This is a genomic window from Curtobacterium sp. UNCCL17 (assembly GCF_000686685.1).
GTDB lineage: Bacteria > Actinomycetota > Actinomycetes > Actinomycetales > Microbacteriaceae > Curtobacterium > Curtobacterium flaccumfaciens.
Genome location: NZ_JMLI01000017.1, coordinates 366349 through 388274, shown reverse-complemented (window position 1 = coordinate 388274; position 21926 = coordinate 366349). Strand labels below are relative to the sequence as shown.

The following is a 21926-nucleotide window of genomic DNA, read 5'->3' as shown; positions in this document are numbered from 1 at the left end:
GGCCCGTCAACCACCGGATCGGAGGCACGGATGCAGTTGGGCACACGCTGGAACGTGGGCGGGGAGCCGCCTGCGCGACTGCCCGAGACGATGGTCGTCGCCGTGCGCGGGGTCGAGGACGAGCTCGCGGCGGAGTCCGTCGACACGGCGACGTGGGGCTGGACCCTGACCTTCCTGGAGGGCAAGCCGATCGTCGAGCTCGACGACGGCACCTCGATCCACCTCGACGCGCTCGGGCACGCCCAGGTGACGAACCCCGACGACGCGGGCGAAGAGGACTAGCGCGCGGCGCGGCGCGCTGCGTGGCCCGCTTCGCTTGGAGTGCAGGAATGGTCGGGTCCCCGGTGGGGACCCGACCATTCCTACTCACGATGCGGGCGCCCCCGCCGGGGAGCGCCCGCGTGATCGCCGAGGGATCAGGACTCGGCGAGCCAGGTGCCGAGGACCTCGTTCACCTCGGCGGTGTGCGTGGTGAGCAGGCCGTGCGGGGCGCCCTCGATCTCGACGTACTTCGCCGCGGGCAGCGCCTGGGTGAAGCGTCGGCCGGTGGCGTCGATGGGCAGGATGTTGTCCGACGTGCCGTGCACGATCAGGGCGGGGACGGTGACCTTCGGGATGTCCTGGCGGAAGTCGGTCGGCCAGGTCAGGGGTGCGGCCGCGGACGCGATGGAGCCGGAGCCGGCCGCGATGTTCCAGGCGTTGCGGACCTGCTCCTCGGAGATGCGGGTGCCGAGGTTCTCCGACAGGTTGAAGAAGTCCTGGTAGAAGTTCGTGAAGTACGCGTAGCGGTCCTTCGCCACGTCGGCGGCGATGCCCTCGAAGAACGACATCGGGCCGGCGCCGTCGGGGTTGTCGTCGGTGATGGCGAGGAACGGCTCGAGCGAGGCGAGGAACGCGACCTTCGCGATCCGGTCCTCACCGTGGCGGCCGATGTAGCGGGCGATCTCGCCGGTGCCCATCGAGAAGCCGACGAGGATCACGTCGCGCAGGTCGAGGGTCTCGAGGACCGTGTGCAGGTCGTCGGCGAAGGTGTCGTAGTCGTAGCCGGTGGACGGCTGCGAGGACTGGCCGAAGCCGCGTCGGTCGTAGGTGATGACGCGGTAGCCGGCCTCGAGGAGCATCGGGACCTGCCCCTCCCACGAGTTGCCGTCGAGGGGGAAGCCGTGGATCAGCACGATCGGCTGCCCCTGGCCCTTGTCCTCGTAGTGGAGTTCGATGTCGACGCTGTTCTCGGTTCCGACGGTGATGGCACCCATGATCGTTCCTTCCCTGAGCATCGCGGAGAACGATCGTTCTCCGCCGATGTGGACTACAGTAGAGAACGCCCGTTCCCGGCGCAAGTCGAGAACGGTGAACACTCAGGGAACGGGGTACACACATGGCCACCAGCACCGTCGAGCCGGACGTCCGAGCACACATCGTCGAGGTCGCGGACCAGCTGTTCTACACGCGCGGGATCCAGTCCGTGGGGATGGACGAGATCCGGACGGGCGCAGGGGTCTCCCTCAAGAAGCTGTACGCGGCGTTCCCCGGCAAGGAGCAGCTCATCGCCGCGGTGCTCGCCGGCCGCCACGACATGTGGGAGCAGGGTGTGCACGGCGCGGTCGAGGCTGCGGCCAGCCCGCGCGACAAGCTCCTGGCGGTCTACGACTTCCTCGAGTCGTGGTTCGGCGACGACACGTTCCGCGGCTGCGGGTTCATCAACGCGTTCGGCGAGCTCGGCGCGACCTCGCCCGCGGTCGCCGAGATCGCGCGCGAGCACAAGGACTCGTTCCAGCAGTTCGTGCAGCGGCTCACCGCCGAGGTCGTCGCCGACCCCGAGCACGCCGAGGAACTCGCCGCGCAGCTCGCACTGCTCGCCGAGGGCGCGCAGACCACCGCGGCCATCGCCGGCACCACGGCTCCCGCCGCGCACGCGCGCCGTGCCGCGGTGACCCTGATCGACGCCGCGATGCGCTGACACGCAACGCGGGGCGGACGGGAGACCCGTGGCGGCGGCGCCACGGGCCTCCCGTCCGTCCGCTGGTCGCGCCGGGCGCGGGTGCGCTCGCCGGGCCGTTCCGGGCGTACCTGGTCGTTCCGGGCGTACCGGGTCGGTTCTTTCGACCAGGTACGCCCGATTCCGCTTCCCAGTCCGGGTGTCATGGGAAGGAACGGACTCCAGCACCCGTGCATAGGGTGGGCAGATGGCAACCCCGTTCGACGTCCCGAGCACCCTCCCCTCCGCCCTGCCGCCCTTCGGCGACGTGCGACTCGAGCACTACCGACCGGCGTTCGAGGCCGGCATGGCCGAGCAGCGCGCCGAGGTCGAGGCCATCGCCACCGACCCGCACGCCCCGACGGTCGAGAACACCCTGGTCGCACTCGAGCGATCCGGTCAGCTGCTGACCCGCGTCAGCCACGTGTTCTTCACGCTGTCGTCGGCCGACTCGACCCCGGAGCTGCACGACCTCGAGGCCGAAGTCTCCCCGCTCCTCGCCGCCCACCGCGACGCGATCACGCTCGACTCTCGCCTGTACGCCCGCGTGCAGGAGGTGCGGGGCGGTGCCGAGGCCGCCGGGCTGACCGGTGAGGCGCTGCGCCTGGTCGAGCGGACCCACGCCGAGATGACCCTGGCGGGCGCAGGCCTCGACGACGCGGGCAAGGAGCGCCTGACCGCGATCAACCAGGAGCTCTCGACCCTCACGACGACCTTCGAGCGGAACCTGCTCGAGGACACCAACGACTCCGCCGTGCACGTGACGAACGAGGACGAGCTCGAGGGGCTCGACGACGGGGCGAAGTCCGCCGCGGCCGCCGCTGCTGCCGACCGGGGCCTCGACGGCTGGCTCATCACGCTGCCGCTCTACACCGGACACCCGTGGCTGTCGTCACTGGCGAACCGTGGCCTGCGCGAGCGCATCATGCGCGCCTCGCTCGCCCGCGGTCGTCGCGGCAACGAGTACGACAACCGCGACGTGCTCCTCCGCATCGTCCGGCTCCGCGCCGAGCGCGCCGAGCTGCTCGGGTTCCCGAACCACGCCGCCGTGGTCACCGCCGACGAGACGGCGAAGACCCCCGAGGCCGTGGACGGGCTGCTGTCCTCGCTCGTCGGCGCCGCGGCACGGAACGCCGACGACGAGCGCGCGGTCCGGTCGCGCACGGTCGGGTTCGACATCGAGTCGTGGGACTGGGCGTACGCCACCGAGATCCTCCGAGGCGAGCAGTTCGCCGCGGACAGCACCGCGCTCCGCCCGTACTTCGAGGCCGACCGGGTCCTGCACGACGGGGTCTTCCACGCCGCCGGCGCCCTGTACGGTCTGACCTTCACCGAGCGCCCGGACCTGCACGGCTACAACGACGAGGTCCGGGTCTTCGAGGTCACCGGCGACGACGGCGAGCCGGTGGGGCTGTACCTGCTCGACCTCTACACGCGTGACGGCAAGCGTGGCGGTGCGTGGATGAACCCGGTCGTCGAGCAGTCCGAGCTGCTCGGCACCCTGCCCGTCGTGGTCAACAACCTCAACGTCGCGAAGCCGTCCCCCGGATCCCCCACCCTGCTCATCCAGGACGAGGTCGAGACGCTCTTCCACGAGTTCGGCCACGCCCTGCACGGTCTCATCGCCCACACCACCTACCCGCGGTTCTCCGGCACGAACGTCGAGCGGGACTTCGTCGAGTTCCCGAGCCAGGTGAACGAGATGTGGCTGTCGTGGCCGTCCGTGCTGGCGAACTACGCGAAGCACCACGAGACCGGAGCACCCCTGCCGCCCGAGCTCGTCCTGGGGCTCAGCGAGTCCGAGGGGTTCAACGAGGGCTTCGGCACGACCGAGTACCTCGCCGCCGCACTGCTCGACCAGGCGTGGCACCGGCTCTCGGCAGCCGAAGCCGCAGCGGTGACGTCCGTCGAGGACTTCGAGCGTTCGGCGTTGGAGTCCGCCGGCATCGCCGTCGAGGCCGTGCCGCCGCGCTACTCGTCGACGTACTTCGCGCACACGTTCTCGGGCGGGTACGACGCCGGGTACTACGGGTACATCTGGTCCGAGGTGCTCGACGCCGACACCGTGGAGTGGTTCCGCGACAACGGCGGGCTGGACCGTGCAGCTGGTCGACGCTTCGCGGAACGCCTGCTCGGGGTCGGCGGGGCGAAGGACCCGCTCGAGGCGTACCGGGACTTCCGCGGCCGCGACGCCGAGGTCGGCCCGCTGCTGCGGCGCCGCGGGCTGGAGTAGGCGCGGCGGCGCGGGCACCGTACGCACAACCAAAGTCACCCCGAACCGCGCAACCGCGTTGTTCGGGGTGACTTTGGTTGTGCGCAGCGCTCCCGCGCCGGACGGCACGGCACGGCACGGCACGAACGACGAAGGCCCGCACCGATCACGGTGCGGGCCTTCGTGCTGAAGACGACGAAGCGGACTACGCCGACTTCTCGACGCGCTTGGCCCGGGGCCGCGGCACGATCGTCGGCGCCGCGTTCTCGAGCACGGACTCGCGGGTGATCACCACGCGGGCGACGTCGTCGTCGGACGGGACGTCGAACATCACCGGGCCGAGGACCTCTTCGAGGATCGCCCGGAGCCCGCGGGCGCCCGTCTGGCGCAGCACCGCGAGGTCTGCGATGGCCTCGAGCGTACCCTGGTCGAACTCGAGCTCGACGCCGTCGATCTGGAACATCCGCTGGTACTGCTTCACCAGCGCGTTCTTCGGCTCGGTCAGGATCTGCATGAGCGCTGCCTGGTCGAGCTGCGACACCGTGGTGACGACGGGCAGACGACCGATGAACTCGGGGATCAGACCGAACTTGTGCAGGTCTTCCGGCAGCACCTCGGAGTACAGGTCCTGGTGGTCGGTCGCGCTGTGCAGGGGTGCCCCGAAGCCGATCCCGCGCTTGCCGACGCGCGAGGACACGATGTCCTCGAGCCCGGCGAACGCACCCGCCACGATGAACAGCACGTTCGTCGTGTCGATCTGGATGAACTCCTGGTGCGGGTGCTTGCGGCCGCCCTGCGGCGGGACCGAGGCGACCGTGCCCTCGAGGATCTTGAGCAGCGCCTGCTGCACGCCTTCGCCCGAGACGTCGCGCGTGATCGACGGGTTCTCGGCCTTGCGGGCGATCTTGTCGACCTCGTCGATGTAGATGATGCCGGTCTCGGCGCGCTTCACGTCGTAGTCGGCGGCCTGGATGAGCTTGAGGAGGATGTTCTCGACGTCCTCGCCGACGTAGCCGGCCTCGGTCAGGGCGGTGGCGTCCGCGACGGCGAACGGCACGTTGAGACGCTTGGCCAGCGTCTGCGCCAGGTACGTCTTGCCGCAGCCGGTCGGGCCGATGAGCAGGATGTTCGACTTGGCGATCTCGATGTCGTCGCGGTCTTCGGCGGCGGTGATCTGCCCCTGCGCCCGGATGCGCTTGTAGTGGTTGTAGACGGCCACGGCGAGGGCGCGCTTCGCCGGGTCCTGCCCGATGACGTACTCCTGCAGGAAGTCGAAGATCTCCCGCGGCTTGGGCAGTTCGAAGTCCCCGCTCGAGGTGTCCTCGCCGGCTTCGGCCAGACGTTCCTCGATGATCTCGTTGCAGAGCTCGACGCACTCGTCGCAGATGTAGACGCCCGGTCCGGCGATGAGCTGCTGGACCTGCTTCTGGCTCTTGCCGCAGAACGAGCACTTGAGGAGATCGCCGCTCTCTCCGATGCGTGCCATTCCCGTGCCTCCCTGATTGGACATGCCGGCCGCGCTGTCGCACCACCGCTGGTGCACCGCTGCTGGTGGGCACCTCGTCGTGGACACGAGCCTAACCGCAACCGGTGACACCGACCGCGATGCCCCTCCGGAATCCGCCCGCGCGTTCGCCCAGGGCGTGCGAGCCTGCTACGGTGATCCGGACTTCTCTACATCTTGTAGAACAGCAGGTGCAGAACCACCCCGGAAGGAACCCCATGCAGAAGCGTCTCGCCGCCGGCGGCGCCGTCACCCTCGGTGTCGCAGCCGTCATCGTCCTCGGCAGCGCCACGGCGGCCAGCGCACACGTGTCCGCCACGGCCACGTCGACCGCAGCGAACTCGTACACCACGGCGACCTTCTCGGTCCCGCACGGCTGCGACGGCTCGCCCACGACGAAGATCCAGTTCCAGGTGCCGGAGTCCGTCATCGAGGTCACGCCCACCGTGAACCCGAACTGGACGATCACGAAGGCGACCGAGCCCTACACCGACCCGTCGGCCTCGGCATCGGCCGAGGACCACGCCGAGACGGCCGCCGAACGCGTCACCAGCGTCACGTACACCGCGAAGACCCCCCTGCCCGCCGACGAGCGCGACACCTTCGCGCTCTCGTTCTCGCTGCCGGACGGCAAGGCCGGTGACCTCGTCGAGTTCCCCGCGATCCAGACCTGCGAGAAGGGCAGCGTCGAGTGGAACCAGGAGCAGAAGGCCGGCGAAGCCGAGCCCGAGCACCCGGCCCCCTCGATCACGCTGACCGCCGCCGAGGCGACGGACGACGACGGTGACCCGATCGCCGCGACACCGTCGGCCGTGGCCGCCGGCACGACCGCCTCGAGCGACCCCGACCTGGTCGGTCGCTTCCTCGGCCTCGGCGGCCTGGTGCTCGGCGCCGTCGCCCTGGTCGTCGCCGTCGCCGGCACGCGTCGTCGGAGCTCCGCCAAGTGACACAGCGCGGCTCGCGTCGGCCCCGGCCCCGGTCCTCTGCCTGGAGGCTCGTGGCCGGGACCGCCGCGGCCGTCGCGATCGCCGGTGGCGCGGTCCTCGGGCTCGCCGGTCCGGCCAGCGCGCACAACTACCTGATCTCGTCCGACCCGGAGGTCGGCGGCACCCTGACCGAGCTGCCGAAGACGTTCGACATCACGACGAACGACAGGCTGCTCGACATCGGCGACTCGGGGTCGGGCTTCGCGTTCCGCATCGTCGGCCCCGACGGCCGGTACTACGAGGACGGGTGCGTCGACGTCGAGGGGCCGTCGATGACCACGACCGCCGCACTCGGCGCATCCGGCAAGTACACCGTCGAGTGGCAGATCGTCTCCGCCGACGGGCACACCGTGTCCGACGAGTACCCCTTCACCTGGAAGGCGCCGTCGGGCTTCACCCCGGCCTCGGGTGCGGCGAAGCCCCCGACCTGCGCCACCGCTGCTGACGACGACGCCGGCTCGGACACCACCACCGGCACCGCCTCGGGGTCGAGCGACTCGGCGGCGTCCGACGCGATCTGGATCGGCGCCGGTGGCGTCGTGCTGGTCGGGGTGGTCGTCGCGGTGCTGCTGCTCCTGCGCCGCAAGCCGGCCCCGGAATCCGACGACACCGAGGACTGACCACCGCGCAACGACGAAGGCCCCGCACCGTTCGGTGCGGGGCCTTCGTCGTTCCTGCTGGTGCTACTTGACGAGCGCCGGCAGGTTCTTGCGGCTGGTGAGGACCTGGTCGATCAGGCCGTACTCCACGGCTTCCTGCGCGGACATGATCTTGTCGCGCTCGATGTCGTGGTTGATCTCCTCCGGCGTCTTGTTGGAGTGCTTCGACAGCGTCTCCTCGAGCCAGGTGCGCATGCGGAGGATCTCCGCCGCCTGGATCTCGATGTCGGACGCCTGACCGCCACCCTGCTGGGTCGCGGGCTGGTGGATCAGCACACGGGCGTTCGGCAGCGCGAGGCGCTTGCCGGGGGTGCCACCGGCGAGCAGCACCGACGCGGCCGAGGCAGCCTGGCCGAGGCAGACCGTCTGGATCTGCGGACGGATGTACTGCATCGTGTCGTAGATCGCCGTCATCGCGGTGAACGAGCCACCGGGCGAGTTGATGTACATCACGATGTCGCGATCGGGGTCCATCGACTCGAGCACGAGCAGCTGGGCCATGACGTCGTCAGCCGACGCATCGTCGACCTGCACGCCGAGGAACACGATGCGGTCCTCGAACAGCTTGGCGTACGGGTCCTGGCGCTTGTAGCCGTAGGCCGTGCGCTCTTCGAAGCTCGGCAGGATGTACCGATTGGACGGAGCCGGGACGTTCTGCGCGCCACCGAGCATGGGGAGATGCATTCTCGTTTCCTTTTCTTCGGTGGTGATCAGGACTGGGCGTCGGGCTCGGCTGCGCTGGTGGGCGTCTCGCCGTCGCCGACGGTCCCACCACCGCCGATGACCTCGGCGCTCGAGGCGCGGAGGTGGTCGACGAAGCCGTACTCGAGTGCTTCCTGCGCCGTGAACCAGTTGTCGCGGTCGTTGTCCTTGAGGATCTGCTCGACCGACTTGCCGGTCTGCTCGGCCGTGAGCTCCGCCATGCGCTGCTTCATGTCGAGGATGACCTTGGCCTGCGTCTGGATGTCGGCAGCGGTGCCGCCGAAGCCACCGGACGGCTGGTGGAGCAGCACGCGCGCGTTCGGCGTGATGTAGCGCTTGCCGGGCGTGCCGGAGGACAGCAGGAACTGTCCCATCGACGCGGCGAGGCCGATGCCCACGGTGACGATGTCGTTCGGGACGAACTGCATCGTGTCGTAGATCGCCATGCCGGCGGTGATCGAACCACCGGGCGAGTTGATGTAGAGGTAGATGTCCTTCTCAGGGTCCTCGGCGGCGAGCAGCAGCAGCTTGGCTGCGATCTCGTTCGAGTTGTCGTCGCGGACCTCGGAGCCGAGCCACACGATCCGGTCTCTCAGAAGGCGGTCAAAAACACTGGGGTTCAGTGTTGCTTCGGCCATGGAAAAGCTCCCGTTCAGTTGTCGCTTGTTGTCGAACTTATCGGGTGCAACGCACCAGTTCTCGTCTGTTCGCCGACAGCAATGCGGTGGTGCGGAAAACACGAGACGGGAGGCACGGTGCCAGCTGGCACCGTGCCTCCCGTCTTGCATGCTGGTGGCGTCGAGATCGTTACTCGGCGTCCCCTGCCGGCTCCTGCGCGACGCCCGCCGTGAAGGCGGACAGGTCGACTGCGTCGCCGTTGGTGTCCTTGACGGTCACCTTGGACAGGACGGTCGCGACCGCCTTCGAACGGGCGACCTCGCCGACCATGCCGGGGATCTGGCCGTTCTGGTCGATGACCTTGATGAACTCGGCCGGCTCCATGCCGTACTGCGCGGCGGCCTGGATGAGGTACTGGGTCAGTTCCTCCTGCGAGACCTGGATCTCTTCCTTCTCGGCGATCGCGTCGAGGAGGATCTGCGAGCGGAAGGCGGTCTCGCTGGACTCGGAGACCTCCTTGCGGTGCTCCTCGTCCTCGAGGCGGTTCTCCTGCTCGAGGTGACGGTGCACCTCGTCGGCGATGAGCTGCTCCGAGATCGGGATGTTGACGTCCTCGGTGAGCTTCTCGACGAGCTTGTCGCGAGCCGCGGCGCCCTGACCGAAGGTCTTGGACTTCGCGATCTGCTCCTTGAGGTCAGCCTTGAGCTCGTCGATGGTGTCGAACTGGCTGGCGATCTGGGCGAACTCGTCGTCGGCCTCGGGGAGCTCGCGCTCCTTGACGGCGGTGACGGTGACGGCGATCTGGGCGGTCTCGCCCTCGCGGTCGCCACCGACGAGCTTCGACTCGAAGGTCGTCGACTCACCGGCGGTCAGGGACTCGAGCGCCTCGTCGATGCCCTCGAGCAGGTCGCCGGAGCCGATCTCGTAGGAGACGCCGGTGGCCGAGTCGACCTCGTCGTCGCCGATGCTGGCGGTGAGGTCGATCTGCGCGAAGTCGCCGGTCTTCGCCGGACGGTCGACCGTCACGAGCGTGCCGAAGCGGGTGCGGAGGTTCTGCAGCTCCTCTTCGATCTCGTCGTCCGAGACCTCGACGGCGTCGACGGTGAGCTCGTAGGAGGAGTAGTCCGGCAGGTCGAACTCGGGGCGGACGTCGACCTCGAAGGTGAGGACGAGGTCGCCGGTGAAGTCCGCGACGTTCGGCAGTTCGGCGACGTCGGCCTCGGCACGGCCGAGGATGCGCAGCTCCTGCTCTTCGACCGCCTGGCGGTAGAAGTTGTCGATGGCGTCACCGACGGCGTGGTTCAGGACCTCGCCGCGGCCGACGCGCTGGTCGACGATCGCCGGCGGGACCTTGCCCTTGCGGAAGCCGGGGATGTTGATCTGCTCGGCGATGTGCTTGTAGGCGTGGTCGATGCTCGGCTTGAGATCGTCCGGCGTCACGTTCACGGTGAGCTTGACGCGGGTGTCGCTCACCTTGTCGACGGTGCTGGTGGCCAAGGGATGTTCTCCTGTTGGTTGACGTTCGTGTGGTCGGTGGTGCTCGGAGGACCTGGTCGGGGCGACAGGATTTGAACCTGCGACCTCCCGCTCCCAAAGCGGGCGCTCTACCAAGCTGAGCTACGCCCCGTTGCTTCGTGCCAGGGATCAGCCGCGCACGCTGAGGGGCGCATGCGACCCCGGTGAGTCTAGCGGTCCGACGGCGCGCTGTTCCCGGGGGTTGCTCAGTCGTCCTCCGCGGCGCGTCGCAGACCCCGCCGCCACCGGATCCCGACGGCCACCTGGACCCCGAGGGCGGCCACCGCGAGCAACAGTCCGACGACGATCCGCCAGACGTGCAGCAGTGCGTGCGCGGGCTGCGACTGCGGGTCGCCGAACAGGTCGGGGCGCAGGGACAGGACCGCGGCGGCGAGGACCACCAGCGCGTAAGAGACCACCCGCGACCAGCGGATGGTGCGCTCCGCACCGGCGTCCGGCTTCGGGATGACGCGCGTCGGCATGTCGGTGCTCGTTCGTCCGCTACCATGGTCGGGCTGCGCCTGGTGCGCAGGCGCGGGGATGTAGCTCAATGGTAGAGCCCCAGTCTTCCAAACTGGCTACGCGGGTTCGATTCCCGTCATCCCCTCTCTCCTTCGCCTGTCTAGCTGGCGCCCGGTTTCACGCTCAATACGGGGTTGTTCCGGCGCACCGAGCGATCAGCCCCGCCGCCAGCGGACACGCACGCGTAGTCCTTGTTCAGAGACCGCCGAGCTACAACCTGATCTGCGGGGCGTCCAGGTTCGTAGGCTCGTGGCCCGCTGGAGAGATACGAGGCACCCGAAGCCCTTCGGAAGAGACGGGGTCATCTGAGTCACAGAGCGTATCTGCCACGCGGCGGGACTCACTCCCCAACAGCAAGAGAGTGTCGGCGTGAGGCCGGGGAGGACCTCGGCGTCCGACGGCACGGCGGAGAAAAAGGACGGAGAGAGGCCGCGCTGATCGAGCGTCCGTAGCCGTCAGCCCGCAGCCTCGCGACAAGCCGTTCGGCCATCATTCGCAAGCACGCACACTATCGAGACCTCAGACGAAGAGCATATCCAGGACGGTGGCCACCTCCTCACTATCCGCCCGGCGGCCGCGCAAGAATGCCCGAGCGCTCGCAGATAGCGGCGCACTTTCCAGCAAGGCATTACGCAAGGTCAGCATCGCGGGATCGAAATCACTTACTGATTTCGGGGAACCAGCCTGGAATTCCGACAGATTGCGGGCGGCTTGCTTCAAAGCTCGCCCAAGTTCACCATTGAGCTTCTTTCGTTGCTCCGTAATACCCTGGTGGTTAAGGTGAAGCAACTGAATACTGGAGGCCGCGCGCTCTTCCGCAATAGAACCAACCGGAGCAGCACGAGGATGCGGGACAACCTTTCCCAAGCTATCGAAATAGAGTAATCCGGAGTCGCCAGGTGCCGCTGGGTCAAGAAGAATCGGCGCCTCCTCCTCGACGTCACCATTAGGGGCATGTACGCGATCCGCTTCCTCCACGAGAGGAAAGTGCGTGCCCTTGCCCCCAGAACTATTTCGTTGACGGTCTATTCTCCGACTGTTGCAGAATGTACAGCTCAACCTATAATTCGTCCAGTCGTAGGCCAGCCACCAATATCCTGGGTGCCCCTGGCTTTCAAACACTGCGTTCTTGGGTCGGAAATGATCAACCGGCATATCTGATCGCGATTGGTAGGATTCGCAGTACCAGCACTTGGAATGACTCACGACACGCAGCGCTTCCGCTACAGACGACCAGATAGGTCCTTTCTGCGCCATCACCGCCCGAGCTGCATCAATACCAGACTCGCCGTAGGCCGCTGCTACCTCACCGAGTGCAACGCTGGCTCGCGCATCCCAACCCTCTGGCAAGCGAATGGAGGAGACGTCAATGTAACGCATTTGGCGTTCCTTGCGTGTCTGGGTCATCAAGTAGCTGACTCAACACTTCTCCTGCCGTCTCTCGCCGAGCCGCAACCTGGTCCGGCAGGAGCACCTGACGGGAAGAGTCACTGCGCTGCGCCATGGCACGCTCGAACTCGGTGTAAAGCGGATCCCGCGTGGTGAAGGCGAAATCGAGAAGCTCGAGATCCGCGGTAAGCTTGCGGAGCTCGGCGCGTTCAACACCATCCAAATCTTCCCAATCCGCAGAGGCCAACCACCGACGCCGTTGTACTTTGGCGAAAGTTATTGGATCCAGATCAGAAGCTAGGCCATAGATTTCGCTTGTCAGCAATCCGGCGACACCCATGCCGCGCGGGTCATTCTCAGGCGTTTGTGCCACAACGTGACCGGAGTCGTCGTCTCGGCGAAGCATAACCACCTGCGCCGCCACAAGACCGGCGACCACCAACGGATCGTGCGAAGCCATCAGGATTTGACCAGAATCCAGACCATTTCCTGAATGCTCGAGCAGCATTTCGGTATAGTATATACTCCAAGCCGGATTCAGATGTGTATCTGGTTCGTCAAGGAGAAAGAGCGATTCGCTTTCTTTAGTGAATCTCAAGAGGCCCAGGACAACAAGCAGCTGCTGTTCTCCTTCACTCAACTCTCGAAAAGTAAGAGAGCCGTCCATCCCTCGAGCACGAACTCGCACCCGTAGGTCGGCCAGCAGCTCAGCGGCCAAAATGCTTTCGAAAGCGGCAAATAGCTCTTGGGGGCTGCCGTTATATGCCTCGGAAAGCCCACGAAGGCTCTCGAGGCTAGGCAGATACAGGTACACCTGCTCACGACTACGGCGAGAGCCGTCACCGCCGGAAGACGGAACGTTCAAGCGTAACTCTGCTAGCGACAAATCGAGAAGTCGTTCGAGTAGCGAAGCGACAGCGCCGCGCGCATTCCAGAATCGCTCATCTCCACCCTTGGCCTTCCACTCCGGCTGTCCAATAGCGAAGATAGCCGAATCGAAGCCCTCGATACGCAGGGTGTCCCTCAAGAATCTGGCCGCCAATTCCTGGTCCGCGGCCAGGAAGAATGCTAGCAGGACAAACTGACTATGCTCGGGCTTCGCATAGAACAACCTACGCAACGGTAGCTCTTCCCCATCCCGGAGAGAACGGTTGAACGCGGCCTGATGTCGGTCAAAATGGCGCTTCAGCCTATTGGTGGGCCCTGAATAATAACCGAATACAAAGTCAGGTAATCTGCGAATTCCGCCGACGTCATCGTGTAGCTTGGATAGAGAACTTCGCTCACCATTCACTCTCACCTGTCTCGCCTGCCGACGTTCGGGTCGATTTTCAACTTCGACGACATCGCCTCGAATATGAAAGCGAATGTCGTACGCAAACGCTGTCGCCGTCATTGCATCAAGATCTCTGAAGATGATTGCGATTGCCTCGATCAAATTTGACTTCCCAGCCCCATTCCGACCCACGATCGTCGTTATGGCATGGCTTGCGTCGAAATCGACCGTGAATTCCCGCAGGTTCTTGAAACGTTCGATCCAAACGCGCTCGACTCTCACGACTCGATCCTTATATACGTTTTCCCGTTCTTCTTCTCCAGAACAGCATCTTCTTGAGCAAGTTTATAACGAACCCAGTCGAAAAAACTGTCGACTGAGTCGTCCAGGTCCTCGGAATCCGATTGACTTCGGAACTGATCGAAAGCCACTTCAATTGAAACAAATCCATCCGGCACTTCATCCAACCTCTGCGGAGCCTTCCCTAGAATCGTCTCGTTAGTGGGTCGGAGATTCAGGTCCCGAATGCGATCAAGCCATACCCGGACTTGGGCCTCTGCTTCTTCCAAATTCGATCGTTCCCCCGCCTCGGACGCGTCGTTATAGTGCCGCCGAAGAAGCCCTCGCCAAGCGTCTTCAATTGCGGTCTCAGCATCTTTGCAGAGACTCGCCATTTCGGCGACCTGCTCTAGGAAACGATTACATCGCTCTACGATATGAGCTTGCTGAGGCAGGCTCGGTACCATTATGCTGAGCCCATTCAACGAGCGTTGATTCAGTTTAGGCTGAGCACTACCGGTAAGTAGCGGACTCAGATCCTGCGCGTCAATCGCAAGCGCGACGTAGGCTGCTGACACCTTCGTGATGTCGGGGTCCAGCACGTGTACATGGTTATTTGCCCAAAACTCCCCATCCGCCACAAATGCAATTGGAAGGCGCCTGGTGCGGAGGTTATTACCGTCTTCAGATACGAGCACATGCTCACCGCGATGCGTATGCCCGCTTACCCTGTCAATGACCCCGGACGCGCCATAGTATGGGGTTCCGCCCGGTCGATCTCGGCGAGTCGCTGCGTTGAGCGCGACGCGATCCCTATCGCGATTTCTTGTGATTTCGGAGAGCGGCATCACTTCGACGTTCGTGCTTTGAAGTTGCGCCCAAATGGGATGCGACGCAATGCGGATCTCGGAAACCCTTGCTGACGCCGCAGCAACCGATTCCTTCGCGCGCTGCACAAGCAAGTATCCATCGTGTGCTTCCTGACCGATCCTCCGCTGTATCTCCAAAGAGGGAACGGGAACCATCATCGTCGATAGTCGCTCAACGCTCAGATTCGAAATAGGAGAGCCGACTATCCGCTCGCGAATCTGGTGATTCCCCGCATCGGACTTCAGCCAATACGCAAAGAAGCGTGGATCGACGGAGGTGGAAAGCCGTACTCGTATCACGTACGAGGCGAATGTCGTCGGAAGAGGTGGATCGGTCACCAACGCCGAATTGCCCACGGACCCGTCTCCCGACCGGGCGATCAACACGTCCCCGTCTCGCAACGCTAGGTCGTCTTCCGTCGCACCGGCTGCCGCGGTCAAACCAACGTTTGGCCACTCTATGACGTTGCGAAGGTCCCCCACGCGCACCATTGGCATGACACCGTCTGTATGCACCGTGGCCTGCAGGCCCAATCGCATCTCAGCGATGTCTCCGAGCTTTTGTGTCTCAACCATGACCGATCTTTCGAAGTTCCCGGACCGCTCGTAGCGCGCCTTTCAATCCGTCTTCCACCGCTACGAGCGAGGCCTCTAGGTCACCCGAGTAGGCGATTTCCGGCCCCGCGATCGAACGTTCTAATTTAAACGAACGTTCATGCAGTTCCTTTGATGTGTGCCGCACCCAACGGCCGTTGCTCGAAGTTCGTTCGGTGCGAAGCGCTCCACCGTCGGGATCGTGGCCGAAACAGTCAACAAACTCAGCTAAGTCAGATTCGTTGATCGGTGAACGTCCGGTGGGCTGCCTCAGGTTTGCCCTTGCATCGTAAATCCATGTCTCATCCGTCCCAGATTCCTCGGAATTCAGAAAGACGACGTTCGTCATGACGCTTGCTGCATACGGTGCAAACGTGCCTTTAGGCAATCGCAGAATAGTATGTACGCGATTGCGGGCAAAGATTCGCTCCCAGAGTTGCACGCTGGACCGGTCGCCGGAAAAGCAGTTATCGGGCAGGATGATGGCTGCGCGTCCCCCTGGGCGAAGACTCAGACTTATATGCTGAACAAAGTTAATCTGCTTGTTACCCGTATGCACCCAGAAATCGCTTCTTGAGGGCCGAAGGCCACTGCGAGAACCAAACGGCGGATTCGCCAACACCACGTCGTAGGCTTGAGTTGATTCTTCGTCCGACAGGGCATCTCGAAGTTCAACGCTTGGATGCGGAACCCCGTGAAGAATAAGGTTCATCAACGCCATACGCCGCACTCGCGGTACGATCTCGTTGCCGACGACATCGAATTGTTCGTCCGTGGTTCCCGACCTGAAACCAGAGAAACGGACGGCTTCGACAAGAAATCCGCCGGTTCCTGATGCGGGGTCCGCGATCACCTTATCAGTCGGCTTCGCACCAGGCCTGAGGCATGCAACGACAGCTTTTACGAGAGGCCGAGGCGTGAAGTACTGCCCTGCCCCTTGTTTGCCTTCGGTGGCCGTCCGCTCGAGGAGGTACTCAAACGCCTCGCCCTGTACGTCGCGGTCTAAGTCGCTCCAATGCGTGCTGTCAAGTATTTTAAGCACCGCTTGAAGGCCATCGGGTGACCTGAAGCGGCTGCGGGCACCATGGAAAATCTCACCCACAATCCCCTTCTCTGCGGCAAATCGAGCCAGCAGACTCTCGTACGCCGCTAAGAGGTGGTCGCTCTCTACCGCGATCAGGTCCTTCCAGGTGGGTACTCCCGTCGGCTTCTTGCTAACTTCAGAATTCATCTTAATAAATAGCAACAATGAAAGCTGGTCGACGTATTCGTCGTAAGCGACGCCTTCGTGGCGAAGTACGTGACAGCCCTGCCAGAGCATCCGTCCTACTTCTGTCAAGTGCTGTTCCTCCGCGTGTGCCGCATGTGTACCGCTCATCGAGCCAGACCGGTCAGTCGTGTAAATCTACCCTGAGGGCACTCGAGCGCGCTCCGTTCGTTAAGGTCCGGCGATACTTCGCCGCTCTCGATCTGTGCTGGACACCGATCCATTCGCTCAGCGGGATGGACGCGCCCCGCGCCTCCAGGCCTGAGCCAGAAGGCACGGCGCGCTAGCCGCGGCCGGGACGCGACGTCAGCGGAACGACACGACCTGCCCTACAAGACGTTCGCGAAGGACGAGACGTAGGCGGACTGGTCGCCTCCTGGCAGGTTGCACATCATGAGGACGCCGGCGACCGCCAGCTCGCTGCAGACGATCCGCTCCCCCGCGGGTCCTACGGGCCGGCGAACTCGAGGGTGAGGGTCGGGCTGTCACCGAGCTCCACCCCGGCACGACGTCGTTCGGCGGCCCGGAGCGGCACGAGATACCCGCCGTCCTTCGGGAAGAGCGAGGTCGTCCACGTCACGTTGCCGATCGTCACTCGGGCCGGGATCACTCCCCAGCCGTAGGTGAGGAACGGGGCGAGTTCGTGGATGACCTCGGTGGCGTCGGCCGGCACGACGGCATAGAAGTACGGCGCCGGCCCGCGCCATTCGATTACCTCGCCGTCGAACTCGACCTCCACGCCGCGATCGTACGGCGCGGCCACCAGTGCGGGCCGGTCAGACGGCTCCGATCGGCTCCTCTTCGACCTCTTGGCGCAGCATCCGGTACTGCCGCTCCCAACCGGGCGTCCCCCGACCCGCAGCGTGCAGAGCCGTTCGCACCGCACCGCACCGCACCGCACCGAGGGCACGGTCGAGCGCCCCGAACTCGTCGTCGGCGACGACACCGATCGAGAAGGTCAGCGTTCGGGTCTGCAGATCGACAGCCAGGTCTTGGTCGTGCGCGTCGTCGAGATCGAAGAGTGCATCCGCGACGGCGTCGAAGTCGGCGGCGATGTCGCCCGGTTCGTCGAGCGCAGCCGTGCACTCCAGTCGTACTAGGTACTTCGTGGCGTTCTCCTGTCCCAGTAACTCAAGCGCTTCCATCGACACTTCAGATGCGCAATATTACAGGCGGTCGAAGGCGTCATGTGGACGGTGTGCAGGTGTTCCTCGCACGGGCAGTACGCCTTGTAGTACTTCCTTCCCTTCACGAAACGCATCCGCGCGCTTCGGCGGTGCGCATGACCTGTTCGATCTCCTTCTGCGGATGTCGTGGTTCGTTCGACCATTGCCACCTCCCCTCCACCCGTTCGACGGTAGGGAGGAGCGACGCCGTGGTCGGGTGCGTCCCGCAGCGTTGTGGAGACCCGTGACCGAGCCGCCCCTGTTCAGGAGCGGGGGGCGACCGGCGGGACGGAAGCGCCCGCGCTTCCAGGCTTGAGCCAGGTCACGCGGGGCGCGAGTCGCCGCTGGGAGGTGACGTCAGCGGTACGACGCGGCCTGTCCGTACAGCACCTTGGTGAAGGAGGAGACGTAGGCGGACTCGTCGCCTCCCGGCAGGTTGTACGTCATGAAGACGCCGTACCCGTCGGCCTTCGTGCGCTGTGCGAGCGACACCGCGGTGGCCTGCGGGGTGTTCTGGATGTCGACCGCGGCGGCGGACAGCTTCGACTTCGGCAGGCCCGGGGTCGTCGGCGCCGTGTAGGTGCCGTAGTACGGGTTCCAGGCGTAGTCGAGCTTCCCGCCGATCGACGGGCTCGCGGTCTTCAGGGCGTCGGACGACGGGCCGATGTCGTAGAACGAGATGATCTTGCCCGGCATGTCCGCACGCAGGGCACTGATGAGCCAGCCGATGGACTGCTGGTTCGGCTGCGGGGTACCGTTCACGCCGTAGTCCGAGTACTCGTCGTCCAGGTCCACCCCGTCGAGTCCGTACTTCTTCACCGTCGCGGAGACCTGCGCCGCGAAGTCCCGCGCTGCGGCCTTCGTCGGGAAGTTCGCGAGGCCGGCGCCCTGGTGGTTGCCGAGCACCGAGAGCGTGACCTTGATGCCCTTGGCCTGCAGCGGGCGGATCTGCGTGGCGGCCTGGTCGAGGGTCCGCTGCACGTTCTCGTTGTTGTAGAGGACCGCCTTGCCGTCCTCGTAGTTGATGTTCGCGGCGAAGATGATCGCCACGTCGAACGCGTTCGCGCCGTTCGCCAACGTGTACCGACCGACGTTGGCGAGCTCGTCGTTGTTCACCTCGACGTAGGCGATGCTCGTCGGCCCCGACTTGGCGGGCGCAGCGTGGTGACCGTGACCCTGCCCACCACCGTGGGACGCACCGTGCCCGTGCCCGTGGCTGGATCCGGACGAGGAGGGCGCCGCAGATGCTGCGGCGGGCACCAGTGGTGCCGCGAGCATGGCGACCAGTGCGGTCGCGATGCTGAACTTCGTGGACTGCTTCATGTGGTTCCTCCTTGGGTGGGACGGTCGGTCGGTCAGTCGGTCAGGCGCGCGGGAACCGGAAGGTGCGGACCTCGTAGGCGTCGACGGCGAACGAGGACGCGGCGGCGGACGACGCCCCGGCGACACCGAGCGGTTCCTCGAGCAGGGTCACCTCGACGGCAGCGCCGAAGGTCGCCTCGTCGGCCGAGACCGCGATGCCCCCGGTCCCCCGCTGCCCGGACGGCTCGTAGACGCGCACGACCAGGTCGCCCGACCGGTCGTCGGCGAGCTTGACACTCGACAGCACGACGTCGCCGGACACCTGCACCAGCGGCTCGAAACCGTGCGCGCCCGTGATGGTCCGCGCGCCCGCGTTCATCCGCACGCCGGCCGACGTGGCTCCGAGCTGGTCGGTGCCGATGACGATGCCGTACCGGTGCGTCTGCACGCCCTGGTCGGTCTCGGGGTCCGGGAACCGCGGTGCCCGCAGCAGCGACAGCCGCACGGTGGTGGTGACGTGCCCGTCGACGGCGTCGCGCGTGGTGTCGAAGCCGTGGATCGAGTCGTTCACGAGCGCGACACCGAAGCCCGGCTCGGACACCAGCACGTAGCGGTGCATCGAGGTCTCGAACTTCGCGGCCTCCCACGAGGTGTTGGTGTGCGTCACCCGCTTCTGCGCGCCGAACTGCGTCTCGGCGACGGTGTGCTCGGCGCGGACGTCGAGCGGGAACGCCACCTTGAGGAACTTCTCGGTCTCGTGCCAGTCGGTCACCTGGTCGAACTCCAGGGTGCGGGACCCCGGCGCCAGGACGATCTCCTGCGTCACCGTCGAATCACCGAACGCCCGGGACACGACGACCCGTGCGACCCCGGGCTCGTCGACCGAAGCGGTCAGCCCGGCGGTCGACACGAGGTCCTCGACGCGGTTGCGGTAGTACCGGTCGACGTCCCACGCGTCCCACATGTTCGGGAAGTCCTGGTGCAGCTGCAGCAGGTTCGCCGCCTGGCCTGCCGCGATCGCCTCGCGCCCGCTCGCCAGGTCGACGGCGCTCGTCACGAGCCCCTGCGCGTCGACGACGACCCGCACCAGGTCGTTCGCCAGCACGTACCCGCTGTCCCGCTCGGTCAGGGACACGGCGGTCACCGCCGCCACGTCGGTCGCCACGACGGCGCCCTGCGCGGGTGCACCGGCCTGGAGGAACGGGGCCGGGTTCACGACGACGGCCGCGTCCCCGGTGCCGGCGAGCGCCGAGAGCGCCTGGTCGATGATCGTGGTCAGCGCTGCGGCCGTCTCGGCGTACCGCTCGACCGCTTCGCGGTGCACCCACGCGATCGAGGTGCCCGGCAGGATGTCGTGGAACTGCTGGAGCAGGACCTGCTGCCACAGGGCGTCGAGCTCGTCGTAGGGGTAGGCGAAGTCGGTGCGGGCGGCGGCGGTCGCGGCCCAGAGCTCGGCCTCGATGAGCAGCTGCTCGCACCGGCGGTTGCCCTGCTTCGTGCCGTGCTGCGACGTGAGCGTGGCCCGGTGCAGCTCGAGGTACAGCTCCCCCACCCACACGGGCGGATCGGTCAGTTCGGACTTCGCCCGGTCGAAGAACGTGTCCGGGTGCTCCCAGCGGACCTTCGCACTGCCCTCGAGGTCCGCCAACCGTGCTGCGGTGCCGGTCATCTCGCGGGTGGTGCCACCGCCGCCGTCGCCCCAGCCGACCGGGGCGATCGAGCCGGTCGCGAGTCGGTTCTCGCGGAACTGGCGGGAGGCCTTCGCGACCTCGCTGCCGGACAACCGCGAGTTGTAGGTGTCCATCGACGGGAAGTGCGAGAACACCCGCGACCCGTCGATGCCCTCCCACAGGAACGTGTGGTGCGGGAACTTGTTGACCTGGTTCCACGAGATCTTCTGCGTGAAGAACCACTCGAAGCCCGCACGGCGCATGAGCTGCGGCAGCGACGGCGAGTACCCGAAGCTGTCCGGCAGCCAGACGCCCTTGGGCCGGATGCCGAACTCGCGCTCGAAGAACCGCTGGCCCTGCGAGAACTGCCGGACGATGCTCTCGCCGGTCGGCATCACGGTGTCGGACTCGACCCACATGCCGCCGATCGGCAGGAACCGGCCGGCCGCGACCGCGGCCTTGACCCGGGCGTAGACCTCGGGGCGGTGCTCCTTGATCCACGCGTACTGCTGCGCGCTCGACATGCCGTACAGGAAGTCGTCGGTCTGGTCGATGAGCTCGGTCATGGTCGATGTGGTGCGGGCGACCTTGCGGATGGTCTCGCGCACGGGCCAGAGCCAGGCGGAGTCGATGTGGGCGTGCCCGACGGCCGAGATCGTGTGCGCCGAGGCCTCGGCAGGAGCGGCCAGCACCTCGGCGAGCGCCGCACGGGCGTCTCCGGCGGTCTCCGGGATGTGCTGCAGGTCGAGTGCGTCGAGGGCGTCGTCGAGGGCCTGCAGGATCCGCATGCGTCGGGGGCCGGCGGGCAGCTCGGCCTGCAGTTCGAGCAGGACGTCGATGTCGAGGGCGAGTTCGTGCACCTCGGACTCGAAGACGGCGAGCTCCATCCGGCGGGTGGCGTAGAGGCGCTTCGAGGACGAGGTCTGCACGTCGCCCTCCTGCGTCGGCAGGAAGGGGTGGTAGTCGAGCAGGACGGGGTTCGACGCGGCCTCGACGAACAGTTCGACGGTCTCGCCGCCTTCGGCCCGCTCGGTGACCAGGACCCACTGGTTGCGCGGGTTGATCGACTTCACGGGGGTGCCGTCAGCCAGGTACACGAGTCCCTCGCACTGGAACCCGGGCATGTTCTTGTCGAAGCCGAGGTCGATCACGGCCTCCACCCGGCGTCCGGACCACTCGGTCGGCACGGTCCCGGTCAACCGGAACCACGTCGTGCCCCAGGCCGCACCCCACGGAGTGCCGACCTCGTAGGGCTCGAACGTGAGCGCGAGCCCCTCGGTCGGCGGGACCGGCTCCCCCGGCAGCTCGTGCCACGCGGCCTGGAGGGCCGTCGTGGTCGCGTGCACCGCGGGGGTGATCCGCTCGTCGAGCACCCGTCGGGCGCGTCCGGTGGTGAGGGGGATGTCGTCGTGCATGGG

The 21926-nt window shown here is 66.0% G+C and carries 19 protein-coding genes and 2 tRNA genes; 6 read left to right on the top strand and 15 right to left on the bottom strand.

Annotated elements, in window-relative coordinates; genetic code table 11:
• Window positions 1-30: 30 nt before the first annotated feature.
• Window positions 31-282 (top strand): hypothetical protein, encoded by a 252-nt coding sequence (locus tag BR70_RS0101960; RefSeq protein ID WP_027464702.1) that lies wholly within the window; start codon window positions 31-33, stop codon window positions 280-282.
• Between the two features lie 134 nt (window positions 283-416).
• Here the strand turns inward: BR70_RS0101960 and BR70_RS0101955 are convergent, their stop codons facing one another.
• Entirely contained in the window at window positions 417-1256 is an 840-nt protein-coding gene (locus BR70_RS0101955; RefSeq protein WP_027464701.1) for an alpha/beta fold hydrolase, read from the bottom strand.
• A 122-nt stretch (window positions 1257-1378) separates the two neighbouring features.
• On the opposite strand from BR70_RS0101955, the gene BR70_RS0101950 reads away from it, so the two are divergent.
• Together BR70_RS0101950 and BR70_RS0101945 are read left to right on the top strand one after the other, a co-directional pair.
• Window positions 1379-1960, top strand: a complete 582-nt coding sequence (locus BR70_RS0101950) for a TetR/AcrR family transcriptional regulator (RefSeq protein ID WP_027464700.1) — start codon at window positions 1379-1381, stop codon at window positions 1958-1960.
• A 226-nt stretch (window positions 1961-2186) separates the two neighbouring features.
• Window positions 2187-4211, top strand: coding sequence for a M3 family metallopeptidase (locus BR70_RS0101945; RefSeq protein WP_027464699.1), 2025 nt, complete (start codon window positions 2187-2189; stop codon window positions 4209-4211).
• Window positions 4212-4395: 184 nt separating this feature from the next.
• Here the strand turns inward: BR70_RS0101945 and clpX are convergent, their stop codons facing one another.
• The gene (gene clpX, locus BR70_RS0101940; protein WP_027464698.1) at window positions 4396-5676 is read right to left on the bottom strand and encodes an ATP-dependent Clp protease ATP-binding subunit ClpX; all 1281 of its coding nucleotides are present in this window, start codon (window positions 5674-5676) and stop codon (window positions 4396-4398) included.
• 236 nt (window positions 5677-5912) lie between these two features.
• Between clpX and BR70_RS0101935 the strand changes: the two genes are divergently transcribed.
• Window positions 5913-6641 (top strand): YcnI family copper-binding membrane protein, encoded by a 729-nt coding sequence (locus BR70_RS0101935; RefSeq protein ID WP_027464697.1) that lies wholly within the window; start codon window positions 5913-5915, stop codon window positions 6639-6641.
• A gap of 50 nt (window positions 6642-6691) precedes the next feature.
• Window positions 6692-7300 carry a copper resistance CopC family protein gene (locus tag BR70_RS19045; RefSeq protein WP_035807637.1) on the top strand — a complete coding sequence of 203 codons (609 nt, stop codon included), beginning with the start codon at window positions 6692-6694 and terminating at the stop codon, window positions 7298-7300.
• Between the two features lie 63 nt (window positions 7301-7363).
• On the opposite strand, the gene BR70_RS0101920 is transcribed toward BR70_RS19045, so the two are convergent.
• The 5 genes from BR70_RS0101920 to BR70_RS0101895 form a co-directional block, all read right to left on the bottom strand.
• Window positions 7364-8023 carry an ATP-dependent Clp protease proteolytic subunit gene (locus tag BR70_RS0101920; RefSeq protein WP_027464696.1) on the bottom strand — a complete coding sequence of 220 codons (660 nt, stop codon included), beginning with the start codon at window positions 8021-8023 and terminating at the stop codon, window positions 7364-7366.
• 26 nt (window positions 8024-8049) lie between these two features.
• Complete coding sequence (locus BR70_RS19040; protein ID WP_035807635.1) at window positions 8050-8679, bottom strand: ATP-dependent Clp protease proteolytic subunit; 630 nt, start codon at window positions 8677-8679, stop codon at window positions 8050-8052.
• A gap of 169 nt (window positions 8680-8848) precedes the next feature.
• Window positions 8849-10156, bottom strand: a complete 1308-nt coding sequence (tig, locus tag BR70_RS0101910; RefSeq protein ID WP_027464695.1) for a trigger factor — start codon at window positions 10154-10156, stop codon at window positions 8849-8851.
• 53 nt (window positions 10157-10209) lie between these two features.
• Window positions 10210-10286 (bottom strand) — tRNA-Pro (locus BR70_RS0101905).
• A 94-nt stretch (window positions 10287-10380) separates the two neighbouring features.
• Window positions 10381-10656 (bottom strand): hypothetical protein, encoded by a 276-nt coding sequence (locus tag BR70_RS0101895; RefSeq protein ID WP_027464694.1) that lies wholly within the window; start codon window positions 10654-10656, stop codon window positions 10381-10383.
• 54 nt (window positions 10657-10710) lie between these two features.
• On the opposite strand from BR70_RS0101895, the gene BR70_RS0101890 reads away from it, so the two are divergent.
• Window positions 10711-10781: transfer RNA gene (locus BR70_RS0101890), tRNA-Gly, on the top strand.
• Window positions 10782-11215: 434 nt separating this feature from the next.
• Here the strand turns inward: BR70_RS0101890 and BR70_RS23060 are convergent.
• From BR70_RS23060 to BR70_RS0101865, 8 genes are all read right to left on the bottom strand, one after another.
• Window positions 11216-12076 carry an HNH endonuclease family protein gene (locus BR70_RS23060; protein ID WP_155896732.1) on the bottom strand — a complete coding sequence of 287 codons (861 nt, stop codon included), beginning with the start codon at window positions 12074-12076 and terminating at the stop codon, window positions 11216-11218.
• Entirely contained in the window at window positions 12063-13643 is a 1581-nt protein-coding gene (locus BR70_RS22705; RefSeq protein ID WP_081827184.1) for an AAA family ATPase, read from the bottom strand. Before BR70_RS22705 ends, BR70_RS23060 begins: the two co-directional genes overlap by 14 nt.
• A complete protein-coding gene (locus BR70_RS22700; RefSeq protein ID WP_081827183.1) occupies window positions 13640-15085 on the bottom strand; it encodes a restriction endonuclease subunit S in 1446 nt (481 codons plus the stop codon). The genes BR70_RS22705 and BR70_RS22700 overlap by 4 nt, the downstream gene beginning before the upstream one ends.
• Window positions 15078-16442 carry an HsdM family class I SAM-dependent methyltransferase gene (locus BR70_RS22695; protein WP_197019599.1) on the bottom strand — a complete coding sequence of 455 codons (1365 nt, stop codon included), beginning with the start codon at window positions 16440-16442 and terminating at the stop codon, window positions 15078-15080. The genes BR70_RS22700 and BR70_RS22695 overlap by 8 nt, the downstream gene beginning before the upstream one ends.
• A gap of 376 nt (window positions 16443-16818) precedes the next feature.
• Window positions 16819-17109 carry a DUF1905 domain-containing protein gene (locus BR70_RS0101880; RefSeq protein ID WP_027464693.1) on the bottom strand — a complete coding sequence of 97 codons (291 nt, stop codon included), beginning with the start codon at window positions 17107-17109 and terminating at the stop codon, window positions 16819-16821.
• 37 nt (window positions 17110-17146) lie between these two features.
• Complete coding sequence (locus BR70_RS23055) at window positions 17147-17515, bottom strand: hypothetical protein (RefSeq protein ID WP_155896731.1); 369 nt, start codon at window positions 17513-17515, stop codon at window positions 17147-17149.
• A gap of 378 nt (window positions 17516-17893) precedes the next feature.
• On the bottom strand, window positions 17894-18859 hold the full coding sequence (locus BR70_RS0101870) for an endo-beta-N-acetylglucosaminidase H (RefSeq protein WP_027464691.1): 966 nt from the start codon (window positions 18857-18859) through the stop codon (window positions 17894-17896).
• Between the two features lie 40 nt (window positions 18860-18899).
• Window positions 18900-21923 (bottom strand): alpha-mannosidase, encoded by a 3024-nt coding sequence (locus tag BR70_RS0101865; RefSeq protein WP_027464690.1) that lies wholly within the window; start codon window positions 21921-21923, stop codon window positions 18900-18902.
• Between the last annotated feature and the right edge of the window lie 3 nt (window positions 21924-21926).

Coding starts and splice junctions, on each gene's coding strand:
- BR70_RS0101960 (WP_027464702.1), top strand. CDS start 31: ATGCAGTTGGGCACACGCTGGAACGTGGGCGGGGAGCCGCCTGCGCGA.
- BR70_RS0101955 (WP_027464701.1), bottom strand. CDS start 1,256: ATGGGTGCCATCACCGTCGGAACCGAGAACAGCGTCGACATCGAACTC.
- BR70_RS0101950 (WP_027464700.1), top strand. CDS start 1,379: ATGGCCACCAGCACCGTCGAGCCGGACGTCCGAGCACACATCGTCGAG.
- BR70_RS0101945 (WP_027464699.1), top strand. CDS start 2,187: ATGGCAACCCCGTTCGACGTCCCGAGCACCCTCCCCTCCGCCCTGCCG.
- clpX (WP_027464698.1), bottom strand. CDS start 5,676: ATGGCACGCATCGGAGAGAGCGGCGATCTCCTCAAGTGCTCGTTCTGC.
- BR70_RS0101935 (WP_027464697.1), top strand. CDS start 5,913: ATGCAGAAGCGTCTCGCCGCCGGCGGCGCCGTCACCCTCGGTGTCGCA.
- BR70_RS0101920 (WP_027464696.1), bottom strand. CDS start 8,023: ATGCATCTCCCCATGCTCGGTGGCGCGCAGAACGTCCCGGCTCCGTCC.
- BR70_RS19040 (WP_035807635.1), bottom strand. CDS start 8,679: ATGGCCGAAGCAACACTGAACCCCAGTGTTTTTGACCGCCTTCTGAGA.
- BR70_RS0101895 (WP_027464694.1), bottom strand. CDS start 10,656: ATGCCGACGCGCGTCATCCCGAAGCCGGACGCCGGTGCGGAGCGCACC.
- BR70_RS23060 (WP_155896732.1), bottom strand. CDS start 12,076: ATGCGTTACATTGACGTCTCCTCCATTCGCTTGCCAGAGGGTTGGGAT.
- BR70_RS22700 (WP_081827183.1), bottom strand. CDS start 15,085: ATGGTTGAGACACAAAAGCTCGGAGACATCGCTGAGATGCGATTGGGC.
- BR70_RS23055 (WP_155896731.1), bottom strand. CDS start 17,515: ATGGAAGCGCTTGAGTTACTGGGACAGGAGAACGCCACGAAGTACCTA.
- BR70_RS0101870 (WP_027464691.1), bottom strand. CDS start 18,859: ATGAAGCAGTCCACGAAGTTCAGCATCGCGACCGCACTGGTCGCCATG.
- BR70_RS0101865 (WP_027464690.1), bottom strand. CDS start 21,923: ATGCACGACGACATCCCCCTCACCACCGGACGCGCCCGACGGGTGCTC.